Annotated in this window: 16 protein-coding genes; 9 read left to right on the top strand and 7 right to left on the bottom strand. The window is 57.3% G+C overall.

Going from position 1 to position 18,418, the window contains the following annotated elements; genetic code table 11:
• Positions 1 to 75: 75 nt before the first annotated feature.
• From MIM_RS01960 to MIM_RS01940, 5 genes are all read left to right on the top strand, one after another.
• Positions 76 to 1,014 carry an EamA family transporter gene (locus MIM_RS01960; RefSeq protein ID WP_025371082.1) on the top strand — a complete coding sequence of 313 codons (939 nt, stop codon included), beginning with the start codon at positions 76 to 78 and terminating at the stop codon, positions 1,012 to 1,014.
• Positions 1,015 to 1,235: 221 nt separating this feature from the next.
• The gene (locus MIM_RS01955) at positions 1,236 to 1,484 is read left to right on the top strand and encodes a GlsB/YeaQ/YmgE family stress response membrane protein (protein ID WP_025371081.1); all 249 of its coding nucleotides are present in this window, start codon (positions 1,236 to 1,238) and stop codon (positions 1,482 to 1,484) included.
• An 85-nt stretch (positions 1,485 to 1,569) separates the two neighbouring features.
• Positions 1,570 to 1,926 (top strand): YkvA family protein, encoded by a 357-nt coding sequence (locus MIM_RS01950; protein WP_025371080.1) that lies wholly within the window; start codon positions 1,570 to 1,572, stop codon positions 1,924 to 1,926.
• A gap of 26 nt (positions 1,927 to 1,952) precedes the next feature.
• Positions 1,953 to 3,338: a DUF2868 domain-containing protein gene (locus MIM_RS01945; RefSeq protein WP_025371079.1), complete on the top strand. Its 1,386-nt coding sequence runs from the start codon at positions 1,953 to 1,955 to the stop codon at positions 3,336 to 3,338.
• On the top strand, positions 3,335 to 4,726 hold the full coding sequence (locus MIM_RS01940; protein WP_025371078.1) for a GTPase/DUF3482 domain-containing protein: 1,392 nt from the start codon (positions 3,335 to 3,337) through the stop codon (positions 4,724 to 4,726). Before MIM_RS01945 ends, MIM_RS01940 begins: the two co-directional genes overlap by 4 nt.
• Positions 4,727 to 4,768: 42 nt before the next feature.
• On the opposite strand, the gene MIM_RS01935 is transcribed toward MIM_RS01940, so the two are convergent.
• The 3 genes from MIM_RS01935 to MIM_RS01925 are packed head-to-tail and all read right to left on the bottom strand — an operon-like array spanning position 4,769 to position 6,865.
• Positions 4,769 to 5,266: a TPM domain-containing protein gene (locus MIM_RS01935; protein WP_025371077.1), complete on the bottom strand. Its 498-nt coding sequence runs from the start codon at positions 5,264 to 5,266 to the stop codon at positions 4,769 to 4,771.
• Complete coding sequence (locus tag MIM_RS01930; RefSeq protein WP_042070823.1) at positions 5,256 to 6,176, bottom strand: TPM domain-containing protein; 921 nt, start codon at positions 6,174 to 6,176, stop codon at positions 5,256 to 5,258. The genes MIM_RS01935 and MIM_RS01930 overlap by 11 nt, the downstream gene beginning before the upstream one ends.
• A 41-nt stretch (positions 6,177 to 6,217) precedes the next feature.
• The gene (locus MIM_RS01925; RefSeq protein ID WP_025371075.1) at positions 6,218 to 6,865 is read right to left on the bottom strand and encodes a LemA family protein; all 648 of its coding nucleotides are present in this window, start codon (positions 6,863 to 6,865) and stop codon (positions 6,218 to 6,220) included.
• 379 nt (positions 6,866 to 7,244) lie between these two features.
• Between MIM_RS01925 and MIM_RS01915 the strand changes: the two genes are divergently transcribed.
• The 3 genes from MIM_RS01915 to nhaA all read left to right on the top strand — a co-directional run bounded on the left by MIM_RS01915 (position 7,245) and on the right by nhaA (position 9,813).
• Positions 7,245 to 7,616: an MbcA/ParS/Xre antitoxin family protein gene (locus MIM_RS01915; RefSeq protein ID WP_025371074.1), complete on the top strand. Its 372-nt coding sequence runs from the start codon at positions 7,245 to 7,247 to the stop codon at positions 7,614 to 7,616.
• A complete protein-coding gene (locus MIM_RS01910) occupies positions 7,616 to 8,362 on the top strand; it encodes an RES family NAD+ phosphorylase (protein ID WP_025371073.1) in 747 nt (248 codons plus the stop codon). Before MIM_RS01915 ends, MIM_RS01910 begins: the two co-directional genes overlap by 1 nt.
• A 293-nt stretch (positions 8,363 to 8,655) precedes the next feature.
• Entirely contained in the window at positions 8,656 to 9,813 is a 1,158-nt protein-coding gene (gene nhaA, locus MIM_RS01905; protein ID WP_025371072.1) for a Na+/H+ antiporter NhaA, read from the top strand.
• Positions 9,814 to 9,973: 160 nt separating this feature from the next.
• Here nhaA and MIM_RS01900 read toward each other — a convergent pair whose 3' ends face one another.
• From MIM_RS01900 to MIM_RS01885, 4 genes are read right to left on the bottom strand one after another with little or no spacing between them, the layout of a single operon-like run.
• Entirely contained in the window at positions 9,974 to 11,644 is a 1,671-nt protein-coding gene (locus MIM_RS01900) for an HAL/PAL/TAL family ammonia-lyase (protein ID WP_025371071.1), read from the bottom strand.
• Positions 11,645 to 11,657: 13 nt separating this feature from the next.
• Positions 11,658 to 13,517, bottom strand: coding sequence for a LysR family transcriptional regulator (locus MIM_RS01895; RefSeq protein ID WP_025371070.1), 1,860 nt, complete (start codon positions 13,515 to 13,517; stop codon positions 11,658 to 11,660).
• An 8-nt stretch (positions 13,518 to 13,525) separates the two neighbouring features.
• A complete protein-coding gene (locus MIM_RS01890) occupies positions 13,526 to 15,166 on the bottom strand; it encodes a urocanate hydratase (RefSeq protein WP_025371069.1) in 1,641 nt (546 codons plus the stop codon).
• 12 nt (positions 15,167 to 15,178) lie between these two features.
• Entirely contained in the window at positions 15,179 to 16,267 is a 1,089-nt protein-coding gene (locus MIM_RS01885) for a DUF917 domain-containing protein (RefSeq protein ID WP_025371068.1), read from the bottom strand.
• A 505-nt stretch (positions 16,268 to 16,772) separates the two neighbouring features.
• On the opposite strand from MIM_RS01885, the gene MIM_RS01880 reads away from it, so the two are divergent.
• On the top strand, positions 16,773 to 18,389 hold the full coding sequence (locus MIM_RS01880; RefSeq protein WP_025371067.1) for a peptide chain release factor 3: 1,617 nt from the start codon (positions 16,773 to 16,775) through the stop codon (positions 18,387 to 18,389).
• Positions 18,390 to 18,418 lie beyond the last annotated feature (29 nt).

Genomic DNA, 18,418 nt, shown 5'->3' with positions numbered 1-18,418 from the left:
GCGACTTGCAAGACGACGGCGGGCAGGCGCATAATCCATACTCTTGTCTCCTCCTTACCGTGATACGGAATTTCCATGCCCTTGCGTCACTGGCTCGCTGCCCTTCTTGTCGTCCTTCTGTGGGGGCTCAACTTCGTGGTGATCAAGTTCGGCGTAAATGAGTTTCCCCCGCTGCTGCTGGGTGCCTTGCGTTTTGCCCTGGTCGCCTTCCCCGCCATTCTGTTTCTGCCGCGACCGGTCATCTCGCTGCGATTACTGCTGCTTTTCGGCCTGACATTGTGCTTCGGGCAATTTGCCTTTCTGTTCAGTGCGATCGCAATGGGCATGCCGGCCGGTCTGGCTTCGCTGGTGCTGCAATCGCAGGCATTCTTTTCGGTGCTCATCGCCGCGCTGCTGCTGAACGAGAAAGTGCGACTGCACAGTGTCGTTGCCATGGTCGTGGCCGCCATCGGGCTGGCGGTGATTGAAATAGGTGCCGATCTTGCCCAGCCGGTGCCGCTATTTGCGTTCTTTCTTACCCTGTGTGCGGCTTTCAGCTGGGGTTGCGGCAATATCGTGATCAAAAAGGCCGGGCCGGCGGTCAATATGTTCAGTCTGCTGACCTGGGGCGCCGTCTTTCCTGTTTTTCCGTTTCTACTGGCCTCCTGGCTGTTCGAAGGCCCGCAGGCGATGGTGCAAAGTCTGGCCAATCTGTCGTGGACCGGCGTCGGGTCGGTCATGTACCTGGCCTATGCGGCGTCATTCATTGGTTACTATTTATGGGGCCGCTTGCTGGCACAGCATCCTGTCAGCCTGGTTACGCCAATGTCACTCATGATTCCTGTTGTCGGCCTGCTGTCAGCTGAAGTGGTTCTGCACGAAAAACTATCACTGGTGCAGTGGCTGGGCAGTGCAGTCGTAGTCGCGGGACTGGCCATCAATATTTTCGGCAGCAAGCTGTCGCGCGGTCGCGTAGCCGTCGTGTCACAAAAAACGAAAATTCGTGTATCCGCCGCAACAGACAAAGGCAGATAAACGACAAAATCGAGCCGTCTTTTCAAAAGAAAAGTCAATATTCACACAAGGCACACGTATCGCCGTTATGCTTGGTGCACAGACTGCACGTGACAGCAATCGCTTTACCCAACTTGCTAATATATGGAAACATTTTCCATTTGTACGGAAATAATCCTTCCTATATGATCTGAAACGTTACAAGCAGTCGGTAAACCCACTCAATTCAGGAGTAAAGGAATATGTCGATTATTGTTACGATCATAATTGGTTTTATTGTCGGTCTGATCGCCCGCGCCATTATGCCCGGTACCCAGTCCATGGGGTTCATTCTTACTACAATTCTGGGTATTGTCGGATCTATCGTCGCGACCTACCTGGGTCAAATGTTGGGATGGTACAACCAGGGCGACGCGGCAGGATGGATCGCGTCTGTTGTTGGCGCCATTATCGTTCTTTTCATATATGGCCTGATCGCCAAGCGCTCCTGACACCGGCATGTTATAAAGAGTGCGTGCCCTGGTGGCACGCATTTTTCGTTTTGTCCGCCTTATTTTCTTTGATTACGGGAGGCTCATGACTCGTTCCCATACGATTGACGCCAACACTCAGGACGCCGACAAACCGGCAGGTCTTGTCAGAAAAATTGCCCGTATCGCCAAACGTGCCGGGCGCACCGTGGTGCAAAAAGCCCTGCTGCTGCATTATGCCGTTCGCAATCCGGCCACGCCCGCCTGGGCCCGTCGGGTCATTTATGGCGCACTGGCCTACCTCGTCCTGCCGCTGGATGCAATACCGGATTTCCTGCCCGGCGTTGGCTATACCGACGACCTGAGCGTGATCGCCGCCGCCCTGGCTGCCGTCGCCTACTACATTACACCGGATGTGAAGCAGCAAGCCGAACAGGCAACCAATCGCTGGTTCAAGCCCTGACATCAATCCCCAAAATAAGCAACGCGATGGCCCGTCGTCCATTTTCATTCAAAGATTTCTGGCTGACCGAGGCCGTCCGCCTGCGCGAGGACCATTGGGGACCGCTGGATGATGCCGCCCTCATACGCCAGTTACGCAGTGGCAATGACAGCCCGGAACAAAAAATCGTGCGCCGGGCCCGCCTGCTTGCCGATAGAGAAAACACCACGCAACTGGTCGAACAGTGGACGCAAGGTGCGAAGCTGGCCCTGTTGATTTTAGCTGTGCTGGCAATAATGGCGGGCGCAGGCGCTGCTGCCGGCGTTCTGGGCTCAGCCAGCCGCCATATCAATGTCACGCTGGCCATTGTGACGCTGCTGGGCCTGCATAGCCTTACCTTCCTGTTCTGGATCCTGTCCCTGTTCCTCTCCTCACGCGCGTTCAGCTGGCTGGGACAGTTCTGGCTATGGCTCAGCCGCAAAATCGCGCGCGGCCCCGAAGCGGCGCTGGCACCGCAATCCTTTGTCTCGCTGCTCACGCAAAACAGCGCGCTCAAATGGGCCCTGTCCTGCATCAGTCATGGTTTCTGGGTACTGTTTTTTCTGGCGGCCCTGCTGACCATGCTGGGCCTGCTGGCTGCACAGCGCTATACCTTCGGCTGGGAAACCACCATTCTGTCACCCGAGGTGTTTGTCTCGCTCACGCGTACGCTGGGCGCGCTCCCGGCCCTGCTGGGTTTTCCCATACCGGATGCCGAATGGGTGCGGCAGAGTACGGACGGTGCAACCCTCTCGGAAAGCACCTATGCAATCTGGTCGGCCTGGCTGCTGGGCGTGGTCCTGTGCTATGGCCTGCTGCTGCGCGCCATCAGTCTGGCATTGTGCCTTTGGCAATTACGCGGCGCGTTGCAGGCACTCAGGCTGGATATTGATTTGCCTTCGTACAGTCCCCTGGTGGCCCGACTGACACCCACCAGTGAAAACCTGGGCATTGATGGGCCTGCCGGGGATGACCTGCTCTCCCAGCCGCAAGACAACGCCACTCGCCCCTACTCATCCGACCCGGTTTATGTGGGTATTGAACTGCCCCCTGATACCAGCTGGCCTGTCTTTCCCGTTATTGCCGGCGCGCAGGATGGCGGCGTACTCGAGTCGCGTGAGCAGCGTCATGCCCTGCTTGATCAACTCCATGCCCAGCCCGTCAAAGGCCTGCTGGTGGTGGTGGACGCCGCGCAGACACCCGATCGCGGCACCCTGCGCCTGATTGCAGAACTGGCCGGTCTGGCGCGGGCCACACATATTTTGCTGTGGCAACGGCCTGATCAGGCATCGCGCCAGCAATCGTGGCAGAAGCAACTGTCCGACGCGGGCTTTTTGCCCGACACCCTGCACCTGGACGCCGCTTCGCTCCCGGACTGGATTGCAGCATCATGAGTACCACTCTCGCACTACGCCTGGCCGTCGTTGGCCACACCAATACCGGCAAGACCTCGCTGTTACGTACACTGACACATGATGCAGGCTTTGGCCAGGTCTCGGATGCACCAGGCACCACTCGCCATGTGGAAGGCGCACGCCTGCTCCTGAACGGCGCTGCCGCGGTCGAGCTGTACGACACGCCCGGCCTGGAAGATGGCATTGGATTGCTGGATTATCTGGACCAATTGCAAAGCCAAACCGGCAGCCGACATGATGGCCCGGAAAGCATTACGCGCTTTCTGGATACGCCTGAGAGCAAACGACGCTTCGAGCAGGAAGCGCGCGTGCTGAAAAAACTCATCGCCTGCGACGCGGGGCTTTATGTGATCGATGTCCGGGACCCGGTGCTGGCCAAGCACAAGGATGAACTGGCCATTCTGGCCCGCTGCGGCAAGCCGCTGGTGCCGGTACTGAATTTCATCAACGATACACACGCACGCAAGCAGGACTGGAAGGACACACTGGCGCGCCTGGGATTGCATGTGGTGATTGAGTTTGACACGGTCGCGCCTGCGATCGATGGCGAAGCGCAGCTTTATCAGAAACTGGCGCTGGTGCTCGACACGCATGCAACAACGCTGCAGGCATTGTCTGAAGATGTCGGTGTGCAACGCGAACGACGCCGTAATGCCGCGTTTGCACTGGTTGCCGATATGCTCATTGATGTTGCTGCACTGCGCATCAGCAGCCAGACCGATAACGAGAGCGTCAAAAGCAGCATCCAGCTCATGCAGGACAAAGTGCGGCAGCGTGAACGGGCCGCCATCAAGGCACTGCTCACGCACTACCGCTTCCGCCCGGAAGACTATCCCGGTCAGCCGCTGCCACTGGAAGGCGGGCGCTGGAATATGGACTTGTTCAATCCACAGGCACTGCTGGACACTGGCATTCACGTTGGCAAAGGCTTTGCTGCAGGGGCGATGGCAGGCGCCGCAGTCGATGTTTTTACCGCAGGCCTGAGCCTGGGGACGGCGGCGCTGATTGGCGGCGTTCTGGGCAGCGTATGGCAGGGCACAGACAAGCTGGGAAAACGGCTGTACGGGCGCCTGCAGGGCTTTCACGAGGTGACCGTCGAAGACAGTATCCTGCGCCTGCTGGCCATTCGCGCGCACCAGTTGATACGCGCCCTGGAGCTTCGCGGCCATGCTGATATGGCACCTGTTCAGGTCGCAATGGAAGCGGCCAGGGAAGAACTCAAGGACCAGCCCCTGCCAGAGCAGTTGCATGAGGCACGCAGCCGCCCGGAATGGTCAAGACTAGGGGATCGCTTTTCGTCAGGGTCGCGACGCGATGTAGCGGTCGGGCAACTGGGCAGGGCACTTGCCCGAATCGATCAAAAATAGCCCGCCTGCCTTTCGGGCAAGGGCAAAGGGCAGCAATAAACTTTATAGCAGCACCGGTGCATCCGGCAGATGATTGCGACCGTCGTCGTCTGCTGCCTGGCCGCCACATGACGCCTGCAATAGCGTTTCGATCGCGCCGATAGCCTGCAACAGACCCTGCTCGTATTGCCTGGCGGCAAAGCGCGCCTGCAAGATCGCGCAAATGCCATCCCATTGCTGCGGATTGACATTGATACCGCGGTCCGCGACTATTTCGAATTTGTGTTTATTCAGTGAGATATACAGCAGCAGGCCGGTGCGCATGGGTGTATCCCATACTTTCAGGCGACCGAATACTTCCAGCGCCCGGCCGGATGTTTCCCGGCTGTGCCCCGGTGTATCGTGTTCAATGGCCAGTACCAGTTCGCCAACATGACGCGCTTCACTCCTGCGTATTTCTTCGGTCAGCCGCTCCATCATGGCAGGCGTAAACACACGCCGCGACAGCCACCAGCCGTCGAGCCCGTCCAGCCCCAGCCATTCCCATTTATTACCAGCCACCTGAAGCTCCTCCGCCGCCGCTGCTGCCGCCACCGCCGCCACCAAAACCACCGCCGAAGCCGCCACCTCCGAAGCCACCACCACCGCGCCCGGAGCCGAAACCGCCGCCCAGACCGCCCAGGCCGCCACCCAGAATGGAACCGTTACGCCTTGCTCCGCGTACCGAGCCGCGCGGAACGACTTTTTTTGCAATGCTACTGATCACCAGCGCCGCAATGGCGGCCACGCCGGCCCAGATAATATTGCCGGTAATCGCAAACAGCATGACACCGGCGGCGACCGCACTGATGACAGGCGGGAAAAATGCGATCAGAAAAAAGCCGAACATTAGCATCGGGCCCAGTGCCCCGATCAGGCCCTCATCAAACTCGTCGCTATCGCTGGCGGTTTTTTTCTCAGGTGCAGGCAGCGCTTCGTTCTCGATCAGCGACACCAGCGCGGTCACGCCGGCGTTCACACCGCCGGCATAATCATTGGTCTTGAAATGCGGCGCGACATAATCATTGATGATACGCGAGGCCAGTGCATCCGGCACCGCGCCTTCCAGCCCGTAGCCCACTTCCAGTCGCATGCGCCGGTCATCCTTGGCAATCAGAAACAGAATACCGTCATCTACTTTGGCGCGACCCACCTTCCATTGATCGAATACGCGACGCGAATAACTCTCAACCGTATCGGGCTGTACGGTGGGCACCATCAGTACAAAGACCTGCGCGCCCTTCTTTTCTTCCAGCGCCTGCAGCTTGGCTTCCAGGGCCGCCTTCTGTCCCTGATCGAGGGTACCGGTGGTATCGGTCACGCGCGCGGTCAGTTGCGGGACGGGTACGTCCTGTTGCGCCATAGCCGGCGCAAAACCGGCCACGGCAACCAGCAGGATCAGGAGACGAAACAGGGATTGCAAACGACCCATGAGCAGCGATCGGCAGGATTGGGCAGCGACAGACAAGGGCATTACTGCGCAGGCGCCGGCTGAGCAGGCGCAGCGTTACCCGCCGGGGCCCGGGCGCCTGTATCGAACTTGACTTCAGGGTTGCGCATGATTTCATCCTGATTGTCGGTCCCGAAATTAGGCTTGACCTGATAACCCATGATCTTGGCTGTGATCAGCGTCGGGAACTGACGAATCAGCGTGTTATAGGCCTGAACGTCCTTGATATAGCGACCACGTGCAGTGGCGATGCGATTTTCAGTCCCTTCCAGTTGTGCATTCAGATCACGAAACAGGGCATCGGCCTTCAGTTGCGGATAATTTTCCGATACGGCGATCAGGCGGGAAAGCGCAGAACCCAACTGGTTCTGAGCAGCCTGAAACTGTTGCAACTGTTCCTGCGAGGGAACCGTATCGGCAGAAATCTGCACGCTGCCAACCTTGGAACGCGCCTCGGTTACCTGCGTGAGTACTTCGCGCTCGTTGACCATATAGGCATTGACACTGGCCACGATTTTGGGTACCAGATCGGCACGACGCTGATACTGGTTCAGGGTTTCAGACCAGGCCGCCTTGACCTGTTCATCCAGCGTCTGGATTTGGTTATAGCCGCAACCGGACAAAAACACAGCCATCATCAAGGCGCAGATCATTCCGAAAAATCGTTTCATGTTGGTAGCAACCCAAAGGAGAGTGAATCGAAAAAAAACAATGTTCTAATCATAGCCGTTTTTTTTGCAGGCCGACGCACTTGATGCCCGTCAAACGCGTAGCAGAGTGTTAATTTCATTAAATTAACATACCTGGCGCGCCAGGACAGCCGGCTGTGGCAACCTGCCCGATACCTGCAGCACTGCACTATCAGCCCTCAGGTGCAAAGGTGCAACCGGAAGCGACAAAAAACGGTGCCAGCAGGAACGGATCGCAACGAGCCACAGGTTTTCAACACATCCGCGATTATGTTCATTTTGCACTTTTTTAGCAAATTTGTGCAATATTCACAAATGAGATATACTTGCACTAACGTCTCATCCCATCGGAGGCTTAGCCATGACCGCATTGCAACAACCCAAACCCGCAACTGAAGCCGTTCTGGCCAAAGCGGTTCTGCGCGCTGCCGAGCAACTCGGCCTGAAGCAGGCGGAACTGGCTGCCGTGCTGGGGCTGCACCGCACCGCCATCAGCCGCCTCAAATCCACCCCGTCACTGGACCCTGACAGCAAACAGGGTGAACTGGCCTTGCTGTTGTTGCGTCTTGCCCGTGCCCTCTTTGCCCTCACAGGCGGCGATCAGGAATGGATCCGCCACTTCATGCGCACCCCAAACAACATCACCGGCGGCATCCCTGCAGCCCAGATCGAGACCATACAGGGAATGACAACGGTATTGCAGTTTGTCGATGCCATCCGCGGTAAAGTGTGATGATCTGGCAAGCCTGCAACGGCCCTGAACATATCCGGCAGATCGATGGCAGGCTGCACCGGCTCGTGGAAAGCCAGGAGCAAATTGCCACACTCGGCTATGTGGACACGCTGGAAGAACAGGCCCTGCTGGAACAGATGCTGGACCAGGCCAAGCCCGTTTCGCAACCCGATTGCGAACCGCTGCATTATCTGCTCAAAACGCCGTTCCGCTATCCGCCGCTCAAATGGGGTTCACGCTTCGGGCGGGTGCATGAACGCAGCCTGTTCTATGGAGGCAGAAATATCGGTGCGGTGCTGGCCGAAAGCGCTTTCTATCGTTTCGTATTCTGGCACTCGATGGACGGCATGCCGGTCAAGGACCGGATCCGCAGCGAGCATACGCTTTTTTCGGTGCGCTACGGCACAGAAAAAGGGATACAACTTCAGGCGCCACCGTTTAACCGGTATCAGGCCGCGTTAACCAATCCGGTCAATTACCAGGCAGCCCAGCAAATAGGCAGCGCCATGCGCGCCGCCGATGTCGAAGCCTTCGAATACTGCTCGGCCCGCGATCCTGAACATGGCCTGTGCGTCGCCCTCTTTTCCCCTGCAGCATTCAGGCAAAAGAAACCCCAGGAGACCAGTCAGTGGTTTGGAGAGCTCAGTGCAGATCGGGTCTCTTTTACACAACTGCGCTCGGGCAAAGTCATGACCTATGGCATCGGCTTATTTCTGGTCGATGGCGTGTTGCCCAGGCCGGCCTGAACGCGCCGGGAACAGAGGCTCTGTGTTTCACTTTTTCAGATCGCCTGCGACGAACAGCCCCCTTTGCCGACCTAGCGCGATCTCTATCCAACCCTGCCGTATCGACCGACAGGCCTATCGGACGTGCCATTGATGGCGGCATTGGTGGCGGCATTGATGGGCCGTTAAAACCGTGAGCCGTTGCTTATCAGGGAGCCCGCAAAAAAACGGTTTAATCTTGATTCAGATAACTTACAACAAACTGAATTTATGTTAGCCTTCTGGGTTTGGTGCCGCATCTGCTCCCCTTATCTATGAAACGCTACCTCCCGCAAAAAGTCGTCCATTTTTTCAATAGCGAGCCAGCCTCGGGCATCATCCTGATGGTCACGGCCGTGCTGGGTATCTGGCTGGCCAACTCCGCCATGGCCGACAACTATTTCTCCACCCTGTCGAGCTATGTCGCTGGCCTGTCGATTCTGCACTGGATCAATGACGGGCTGATGGCGATATTTTTTCTCTATGTTGGCCTGGAGGTCAAACGGGAATTGCTGACCGGCGAATTATCGAGTAATCAGAAGCGGTTGCTGCCCTGCCTGGCCGCGATGGCGGGCGTGATGGTCCCTGCCCTGATCTACCTGGCCTTCAACTATGACGATCCGCAACAGATCCGCGGCTGGGCTGTGCCGGCGGCAACCGACATCGCCTTTGCGCTAGGCGTGCTGGCCTTGCTTGGCTCGCGCGTTCCCACCTCGCTGAAGGTTTTTCTGACTGCGCTGGCCATTATTGATGATTTAATCGCCATTGTCGTTATCGCCCTGTTTTACACCGCTCAAATACAAAGCCTGTATCTCGCCCTGGCTGCCGGCACCCTGATCGCGCTGATTCTACTGAACCGCAACAACGTCATGCGCAGCCTGCCCTACGCCATCCTGGGCGTATTCATGTGGTGGTTCGTGCTCAAGTCAGGCATTCACGCCACCCTGGCCGGCGTCGCACTGGCGCTGACGCTGCCTATGTCGGGAACATGCCAGACGCCGGACAACGCCCCCCTGCTTAAATGGGAACACGGCCTGTCGCCGTGGGTCGCATTTCTGATCGTGCCGATTTTCGGCTTTGCCAACGCCGGCGTCTCGTTCGCGGGACTTTCCTGGAGCCAGCTGGGGCACCCGGTCGTATTGGGTATCGCTGCGGGCCTGTTTTTGGGTAAACAACTGGGCATTTTCGGTTTGGTCTGGCTGACGGTGAAATTCGGCCTGGTCAACAAGCCGGAACGGGCCAGTTGGCCGCAGATCTATGGCGTAGCCATGCTTTGCGGTATCGGCTTTACCATGAGCCTGTTTATCGGCGCCCTGGCGTTTACCGATCCGGCTGTGCAGGATCTGGCCAAGATCGGTGTATTTACCGGCTCAGTGCTGGCGGCAGTGCTGGGGTATCTGATACTGCTCTTGAGCGCCAAAGAAAATCAGTAGGGGCGCAAAGCGCCTGATTTGCCGTATTATCGGTATAACCCTTTATTGACGGTATAGGGAATGCCATGCAGACGTCCCAGCGGCTGGCCGGCCATAATGGCCTGTTCCGCCTCTCGCGCCTATTGTATGCCCTTACCGACAGCACAAACGTCTCAGGACGTTAACGATATGCGCGCCAGAATTTGGCACTTTCTTCAATATAGCCCGAATAAGGCATATCCTGATCGATGAATGGCACCCGTTGCCGATAGGACGCCAGTAACGCCTTGCTGGACGCCGAGGGCGCAAACCCGTCGCGCAGCTCCAGTGCCTGCGCTCCTTCCAGAAGCTGGAATGCCGCAATATGATAAAGCGCGTCCAGGATTTGCTCAGTATTTCGCACAGCCAGCCCACTCATGCTGGTGGTGTCCTCGATGTTGCCGGCCAGCGTCGCGCCGTACAAAGACGCCGGTTGCGCCAGCAGCTTAATGCGAATACTTTCCTCGACGAAAGGCTTCTGAATGGCTCCAAAGGCATGACCATGGTTGGTCTTTGCTGCAAGGAACCGGGGCAGCCCGGTCAGTTCAGGATTCTCCAGCCGAATCAACTGCTGTACCATGCTTTCGGCCAGCTTGGCCAGCGACAGATTCAGATACTCCACTTTACTGGCAACAGGCAGGAAGTTGAAATTGGCTGTCGGATAAATCGCACCCTCGCCTTGTTCGCTGGTCACGCGATAAGCCCGCAATTGATCGCTTTGAGCCGCGTCCCGGGCGATCACCGCCTGCCTCAGCACCAGTGGATTATCATCAGATGCATTGATCTGGACCTGCAGATCTTCTGCCAGGCGCAGTAGATTCTCCTGCACGACGCCCAGGGTATAAGCCATGGTTCGGAACGACAACGGATCCTGCAAGGCCCGATCCGCAGAGCGACGCCATAAATCGCTGCCGACCAGGGCAGCACGGATGCGACCCGCTTCCTGAGCCATGGCGGCATAAGGCCGGGCCGCCACCGCCGTCTCGGAAAAAGGCGCAACATTGCCATTGAATCCCTCAAGCATGAAGGCAAACAAACGAACCTGCTTATCCAGAAAAGCCTGAGTATCGAGTGCCGCCAGCGTCGCCTGCCCGGCCGTCAGGCTATTGGTGCTAAGGATCGACAGAAAATCCTTGCCCACGGGTTTGAGCGGGGCAATGTTCAACTGTTTCATCACCTCGGCCGCAGGCAGCCGCTTACCCTGGTAGAAGACATCCCATTCGCCGATCATCGCCAGTCCGATATGCGACGCCAATGTAATATCGGCCTCGCCGACGGTTCCCAGCGACGGGATCACCGGCGTGATATCGTGATTCAGATAATCAACGTACATGCTTGCGACCTCGGGCTGCACACCCGCGGCGCCCGAGAGGAATGTGTTCAGACGTATCAGCATGCCGGCACGAACCACGTCGGCAGACATGGGTTTGCCCACACCTGCCGCATGCGCCCGCAACGACATCTCGTTGAACCTGACCGACAGCGTCAGCAGATCATCCGACAGCACCTTCCTGCCATTCACTTCATGGAAAACGGGGTGGTCCTTGTTCCAGCCGACGCCGACGTTCAGGCCATACACAGGAACGCCGCCCAGCGCGGCATCCATGACAATCTCATGGCCCCGCCTGACATTGCGCATCCCTGCTTCGCTGAGGGTGACCGGGCGATGATCCAGCGCCACCTCTCTGACCTCCTGCAGGGTGAGACGATGCGACGGCCCCAACTCAAGCACTGGACGGGCAACACCGGTACGCCATACGAACAGCATGCCGCAGCAAACTAATACGGCCCATAGCCGCCGATAATGATTCATTTGCATTTCCTCCTTACAACTGCAAATTCATAGTACGGTGATCGATTAAAAAATCGATCAGATCTTTCTCCACCTTATTAAGCGCCCGATTTTTCAAATATGACAAATGCAATTTTCTGTACAGGGGCGGCTCAACTTCAATGAACATCAGTTCGCCGCTTTCGATCAGACTGGCCACAGCGGATCTGGGCAGGATGGCGGCATATCTGCCGTCAAGCAACCAGCGCCGGTTCAGATTCAGGCTGTCCGACTCCACCGACGGTCGCAGCTCCAACCCATGACTCAGGCAATGTCGGTCGATCAGTTCGCGCATGCCGGTCACCTTCCTTGGCAAAACCAGCGGAAACCGTTGCAGCTCGCTCCATTGCAGGCGCACGGGCGCCGGCCGCCCCGCCAGCGCAGTCGAGCACACCAGCCCCATCGGCTCAGGGGTGGTCACAACATGCTGCACCAGCCATGGCATTTCCGTCTCAATAAACGCCAGATGGATGCTTTGCGCACGCAAGGCGTCGGCCAGAAACTGATGCCGTTCTTCCACGATTTCCAGCCGCACATCGGCATGCAATTGCTGCCACGTCGTCACCTGGTCGGCGATCAGGGCAATGACCCTGCTTTGCACGTCTATGCTGGGCAGAATGCCAAGGCTCAGGCGGTCCTGTCGCGCCAGCCGCAACTGCTGCAACGTCTGCTGAACGCGCCTGACATAAAAATCCATGCCCTCAAAGATAGCCCACAGCACCCCTCCCGCCGCATTCACGTGTACCCGCCGCGACCCGGTCTTGCGGTCGAACACTCGCATACCCAGCGCCGTTTCTAGTTGCTGAACTTGCGTGCTTAGCGCCGGTTGCGTCAGATAGAGCTGCTCTGCAGCGCGGCGAATTGATCCGCATTCGATCACGTTGGCAAAGTAATACCATTGCTTGAGCGTCGTCCGGGGCCTGGCCAATCCATAAGACCGAGGCAGCGACGCCAAATGGAAAGCAAAGGCCTTCAGGAAATACGCGGTCACGGGACTATCCTGATACACGCTGGATTTGACGGACATCCAGGTGCTCACCGGAAATTCGGACACGTGCCATTTATCATGAATGCATTCATCCATGCTCAGCGTATTGATCAGGACCAGTTGCCCTGCATCCGGTGGCAGCGCGCATAACTCATAAAAATGACGATTGTCATAAACAAAATTGATCTCTGCGCGTTCGCAAATACCGGAGATATGCTGCAATAACTCCCAAGGCATGCGCGGAATCACGAAGCGCCAGTTTTTCAGATCCTGCACCGACATCGGGTCCGGCAGCGTCACGTCGGGCGAGTGCAAAATCATCCACTGGCCGGCCATGGGGTCCGCGCAGTCCGCTTCCCCCGTCTGGCTTTCCAGCATGAAGTCGACCTGGCCTGCATCGCGCCAGGCAGGGCGCCAGGCGCTCTCTTGTTCCGAGGGACCGAAATGCGCTTCGACATAATCGGGGATCACCAGCACATTCGGGTACAGCTGATTGACGTCGGCGATGGCCGACAGCAATGCGTTGTTCAGGGAACCCGAGTACATGGCATCGCTGCACTTGATCTTCAGCCAGGCCAGATCGGCCTGCGCCGCGCCCACGTTGATGCAGGCAAAGCGTTCCAGCAAAATCATGGCGTTGAAATCGCGCACGATTTTACGCGTCACTTCCTGAGCAATAAAAACCTTGTTTTTTCGGACGAATAAACTGATCTGCTGCAGGCTCTCCATGCTGGAGATGGCTTCGCTGACCACCGAAGCCGAACACGAAAAAGCCTGCGCCGTCTCTTTCAGACTCCTGGACTCAGCCAAATGCGCCACCTTCAGCATGGTTTTGAAGTCAAGGCCGCGAAATGGAAGCGTCGTCATCGTTGTCCTTAAAGTCTGATGTAATGCAGCCCTTTTTTCACCGCTTCGTCCAGCGCCTCGGGATAGCCGGCATCGGCATAACGCATGACACCCAGGCTGGTATCGTTGGTCATCGCCAGCGCAAGCCGCTCCCTTGCCGCGGCAGACCCATCGGCTACCACGGTCACCCCTGCCGACGTCATATAACCGCTATATCCACCCCCGCCAGAATGGATCGCCACCAGATCGGCCTGAGAGGCACAGTTGACCATGGCATTGATCAGCGGCCAATCGGCAATCGCATCGGAACCGTCGCGCATCTTTTCCGTCATGATATTGGGATGCGCCATGGCCCCGGCGTCCAGATGATCGCGCGTGAAAGCCACGGGGGCCTTCAATGTGCCGTCGGCCACCATCTGGTTCACCGCCAGCGCCAGCTCGGTGCGCTCACCGTGACCCAGCCAGGCGATACGCGCTGGCAGACCCTCGAACGGCACATACTTGCGTGCCAGTCCGATCCAGTTGGTCACAATACGGTTATCCGGGAACCGGGTCAGGATGAAGTCATCGATCGCTTCGATATCGGCGGGGTCGTTCGAGAGCGCCACCCACCGAAATGGCCCGATGGCGCGACAGAACAAGGGACGCAGAAAAGCCTCGGTAAAGATCGGAATATCAAAAGCCTGTTTGACACCGGTATTAAACGCCTGTGTGCGGATCAGATTACCATTGTCGAACACCACCGCACCCTTTTCCTGAAACGCGAGCATGGCCGTCACATGCCGCTTGATCGACTGCAGCGAGGCCTGCATCAGCGCATCAGGATCGCTTTGACGCAAGGCCTTCGCTTTATCCAGATCGAACCCCGACGGGATATAGCCGTAAAGCAAATCATGTGCCGATGTCTGGTCGGTGACAATATCGGGCACCACCCCCTTATCCAGCAACGCAGGATAGACGTCGGCCGCATTGCCCTGCAAACCGACAGAGATCGGCTGCCTGGCCGCGCATGCCTCACGGATAATGGTCAGCGCCTCGTCCAGCGTGGCCGCCTGCTTTTGCAGATAGCCGATGCTCAAACGCCTGGCAATGCGCTCCGGATCGACCTCAATCACCAGCGTGGCTGCATTGGCCATGAAACCCGCCAGCGGCTGAGCACCCCCCATGCCACCCAGCCCCGCAGTCAGAATAAACCGCCCGCGCAAATCATTATTGAAATAACGCTCCGCAATACGACAAAAAATCTCATACGTCCCCTGGATCACGCCTTGCGATCCGATATATTGCCAGTCTCCTGCAGTCAGGCCGCCCCAGCAGATCAGGCCTTTTTTCTCCAGCTCATAGAACACGTCGGCTTTGGCCCACTGGCCGACCATATTGCAATTGGCCATGATCACCAGCGGTGCTTTGTCATGAGTACGCAATAACCCGATGGGTTTGCCCGATTGCACCACCAGGGTGTACTCCTCGGTCATGGTCCTGAGCGCGTGCACGATGGCGTCATGGCTGGGCCAGTCCCTTGCCGCCTTGCCCAGCGCTGCATACACCACCAGGTTTTCCGGATCCTCGCCCACGGACAACACGTTCTCCAGAAGGCGCAGTAGCGCTTCCTGGCGCCATCCCTTGCAGCGCAACTGATCGCCCGAAGTCACTTCGAATCTTTTTCCCATTTGCATTCCTTTCTATAACAAGGCGTAATCGGCCAGCTTGATTCCCAGTGTCCGCTCCACATGGGGGTAGACGCTGGGATCGGTAACGCTGGAAGACAGCGGAATCCTGCTCTTGGGCAAATGGAACACAGCGACCTGCATGCCCTCGCGCAACTTGCCGGCACTGGTTGGCTTACCCGCCATATCGAAGGTGGTGATCACATCGGGATAGGTCGCCAGCCGCTGCCCGTCGCCCGTCTCCACCGCCATATGCTCGTTCATGACATGAATACGCACCTCGCCCGCGTCCGTACCGATAGTGACAACGCCCACATCAAAGGCTTCGTTTGTATACTTGAGGCTGTTCGACGTTACCTTGCCTGTGGCGATGACCTGGCCGCCGGTATTGGTGCAGACGGCATCGATAACGGCGATACCCCCCCTGGATTCGGCCTCGGCAATCGCCTGCCCCAGCGAGAGCGCCATGGAAATGCCGCCCAGCGCTGCATGCTGGCGCACATACGAGGCGCGTATGGGATTGCGGCAACTGGCGATAAAACCGCCCGACATATCTGATGCGGTGCGCAGGATAGGCGAGACCTTGGCCGTGGCGCCCCTGGTCACCAGTTCAATGTATTGATGCTTTTCCCGATTGCCGCCGGCGGCGGTCTGGATCATGGGTTCGACCGAGTTGGCCAGCCCCAGCGAACCCATATCTCCTGTGGGATGAGCGCGAATGTCGCCAACCGCATCTACCACCTTGGTGCCCAGCAGCGCCGAGGGCAGCCAGGCATTCAGCGTGGAAGACATGCCATTTTGACCGATGATCAATCCATAGACCTTATCTCCCAGCGCTTCCTGCAGCAACTGGACGGCCTTGACGTAGTCGGCACCAAGCATTTGCCAGTCAGTCAGCCCACCCGGCGCACCAATGGCAGCGGCGGTTGCGATCCAGGCGTCATCATGGATTTCGTCCATGGCAACCAGCTCCGGGCGCCCGATAGTCACTGCCAGGGTTCCCAGTTCCATGCCATGCTCTACCCAGCCTCCGCCGCCACACGCAAATACCGACCCGCCCTTGACCGCGAACGTTACGTCTTCCAATGTCAGGACACGACCCATTTATCTCTCCCTATCTGATCAGCCAACAATTGCGAGTAGCTTGCCAGAATTCCCCTGGTGTGTCTTATTGTGTTTTTCTTTGTAAGCGATAAATAAAACCGAATCTTAAAAAACAAAGCGCTGCGTTGTATTTTTAATTCCCCATGATTACCCATTGATTCATATTAATATTTTGGATTGGCATACAATTCACTTCTAAATTAGGGTTAACCATAGCTTTAAAGCGATAATATTTTTCAAATAGAAAAGAGCACCACGAAACCATTGGAAATCTGTCCGTTCTACCCTGCTCTGACAGCACTGTTTCTTTCCGCCGCCCGGATAAGGCCGGCACCGCGTCGGACGCGGTAAAATGCTCAACTTATGTGATTTTGTCGTTGGCAGTCCTCGCCAACCCCCCAATAAATCGCGAATAACGATTAACATATCGGGTTTGCTATGCGCATACTCGCTCTGCCGATGTGCCTGGCTCATCCTCCGCATACCATCCAGATTATTGCCATCAATGTCAAACCTTTCCATTCCGCAGGAAGTCGCCCGTCGCCGGACTTTTGCGATTATTTCTCACCCCGATGCCGGTAAAACCACGCTGACCGAAAAACTGCTACTGTTCGCGGGCGCGATTCAGATTGCCGGCAGCGTCAAGGCGCGCAAAGCCAGTCGGCACGCCTCATCAGACTGGATGGAAATTGAGAAACAGCGTGGAATTTCAGTGGCCTCTTCTGTCATGCAGATGGAATACCGCGACTGCGTGATCAATCTACTGGACACCCCGGGCCACCAGGACTTCTCTGAAGATACCTATCGGGTATTGACCGCCGTGGATGCCGCGCTGATGGTGATTGACGCCGCCAACGGCGTCGAGCCGCAGACCATTCGCCTGTTGCAGGTGTGCCGCGCACGCAACACGCCCATCATTACATTCATCAACAAACTGGACCGTGAAGTCCAGGAGCCACTGGATCTGCTGGCAGAAATCGAATCTCATCTGGGCATGGATGCCGTGCCGTTCTCCTGGCCTGTCGGCATGGGTAAGTCATTTAGCGGTGTGTTCGATATACAGCGCAATCGCATGCGGGTTTTCCGCGCCGGTCAGGAACGTCGCAACAATGACGAAGACATCATTGACGGCCTGGACAATCCCGAGATCGCCCGCCGTTTCGGTCCTGCATACGACAAAGCCAAAGACGAGATTGATCTGCTGCAGGATGCCGCGCCATCCTTTGACCACGAAGCGTTTCTGGCAGGCAGGCAGACGCCGGTGTTTTTCGGCTCGGCCATCAACAACTTCGGCGTACAGGAAGTGCTGGATACGCTGGTGGAATGGGCGCCCAAACCCGGTTCCCGACAGGCCCTGCAGCGCGTCGTGCAACCGGATGAAACCAAATTTTCAGGGGTGGTATTCAAAGTTCAGGCTAATATGGACCCTGCGCATCGGGACCGGGTCGCGTTTGTTCGCGTCAGTTCCGGTCGCTTTGAGCGTGGCATGCGCCTGAAGGTGAGTCGTACCGGCAAGGAAATCCGCCCCAATAACGTGGTGTCGTTCCTGTCCCAGCGACGCGACCTGCTCGACGAAGCCTATGCTGGTGACGTGATTGGTATCCCCAACCATGGCGTACTGCAGCTGGGCGATGTCCTGACCGAAGGCGAGTCTCTGCAGTTTACCGGTTTGCCGTTCTTTGCCCCGGAGCTGTTCCAGGCGGTCGAGGTCAAGGATCCGCTGCGTACCAAGCAATTGCGTACCGGCCTGACCCAACTGGGCGAGGAAGGCGCGATTCAGGTATTCCGTCCGCAAGCGGCCGGTGGCGCATTGCTGCTGGGTGCGGTCGGTCAGTTGCAGTTCGAGGTGGTGGCGCATCGGCTTAAGACGGAATACGGCGCCGATGCCCGCATGATTCCATCGCGTTATACCATGGCACGCTGGGTCACCAGCGAGAACCCGAAAGCGCTTAAGAAGTTCATCGACAGCAATGCAGCACATATTGCCTACGATGTGGTGGATGCACTGGCGTTCCTGATTACGTCCCCCGCGCAGTTGCGAGTAGCGCAGGAACTGAATCCGGAGATAAATTTTCACGCCATGCGTGAACATGGCGGCAAAGTATTTGGGGAAAACGGCTAAAATTGGCCGAACTATAACCGAGGTATGCA

It is taken from the genome of Advenella mimigardefordensis DPN7 (assembly GCF_000521505.1).
GTDB classification, from domain to species: Bacteria; Pseudomonadota; Gammaproteobacteria; order Burkholderiales; family Burkholderiaceae_B; genus Advenella; species Advenella mimigardefordensis.
Note: the sequence above shows the minus strand (reverse complement) of the source record. Positions and strands in the feature narration are given on the sequence as shown.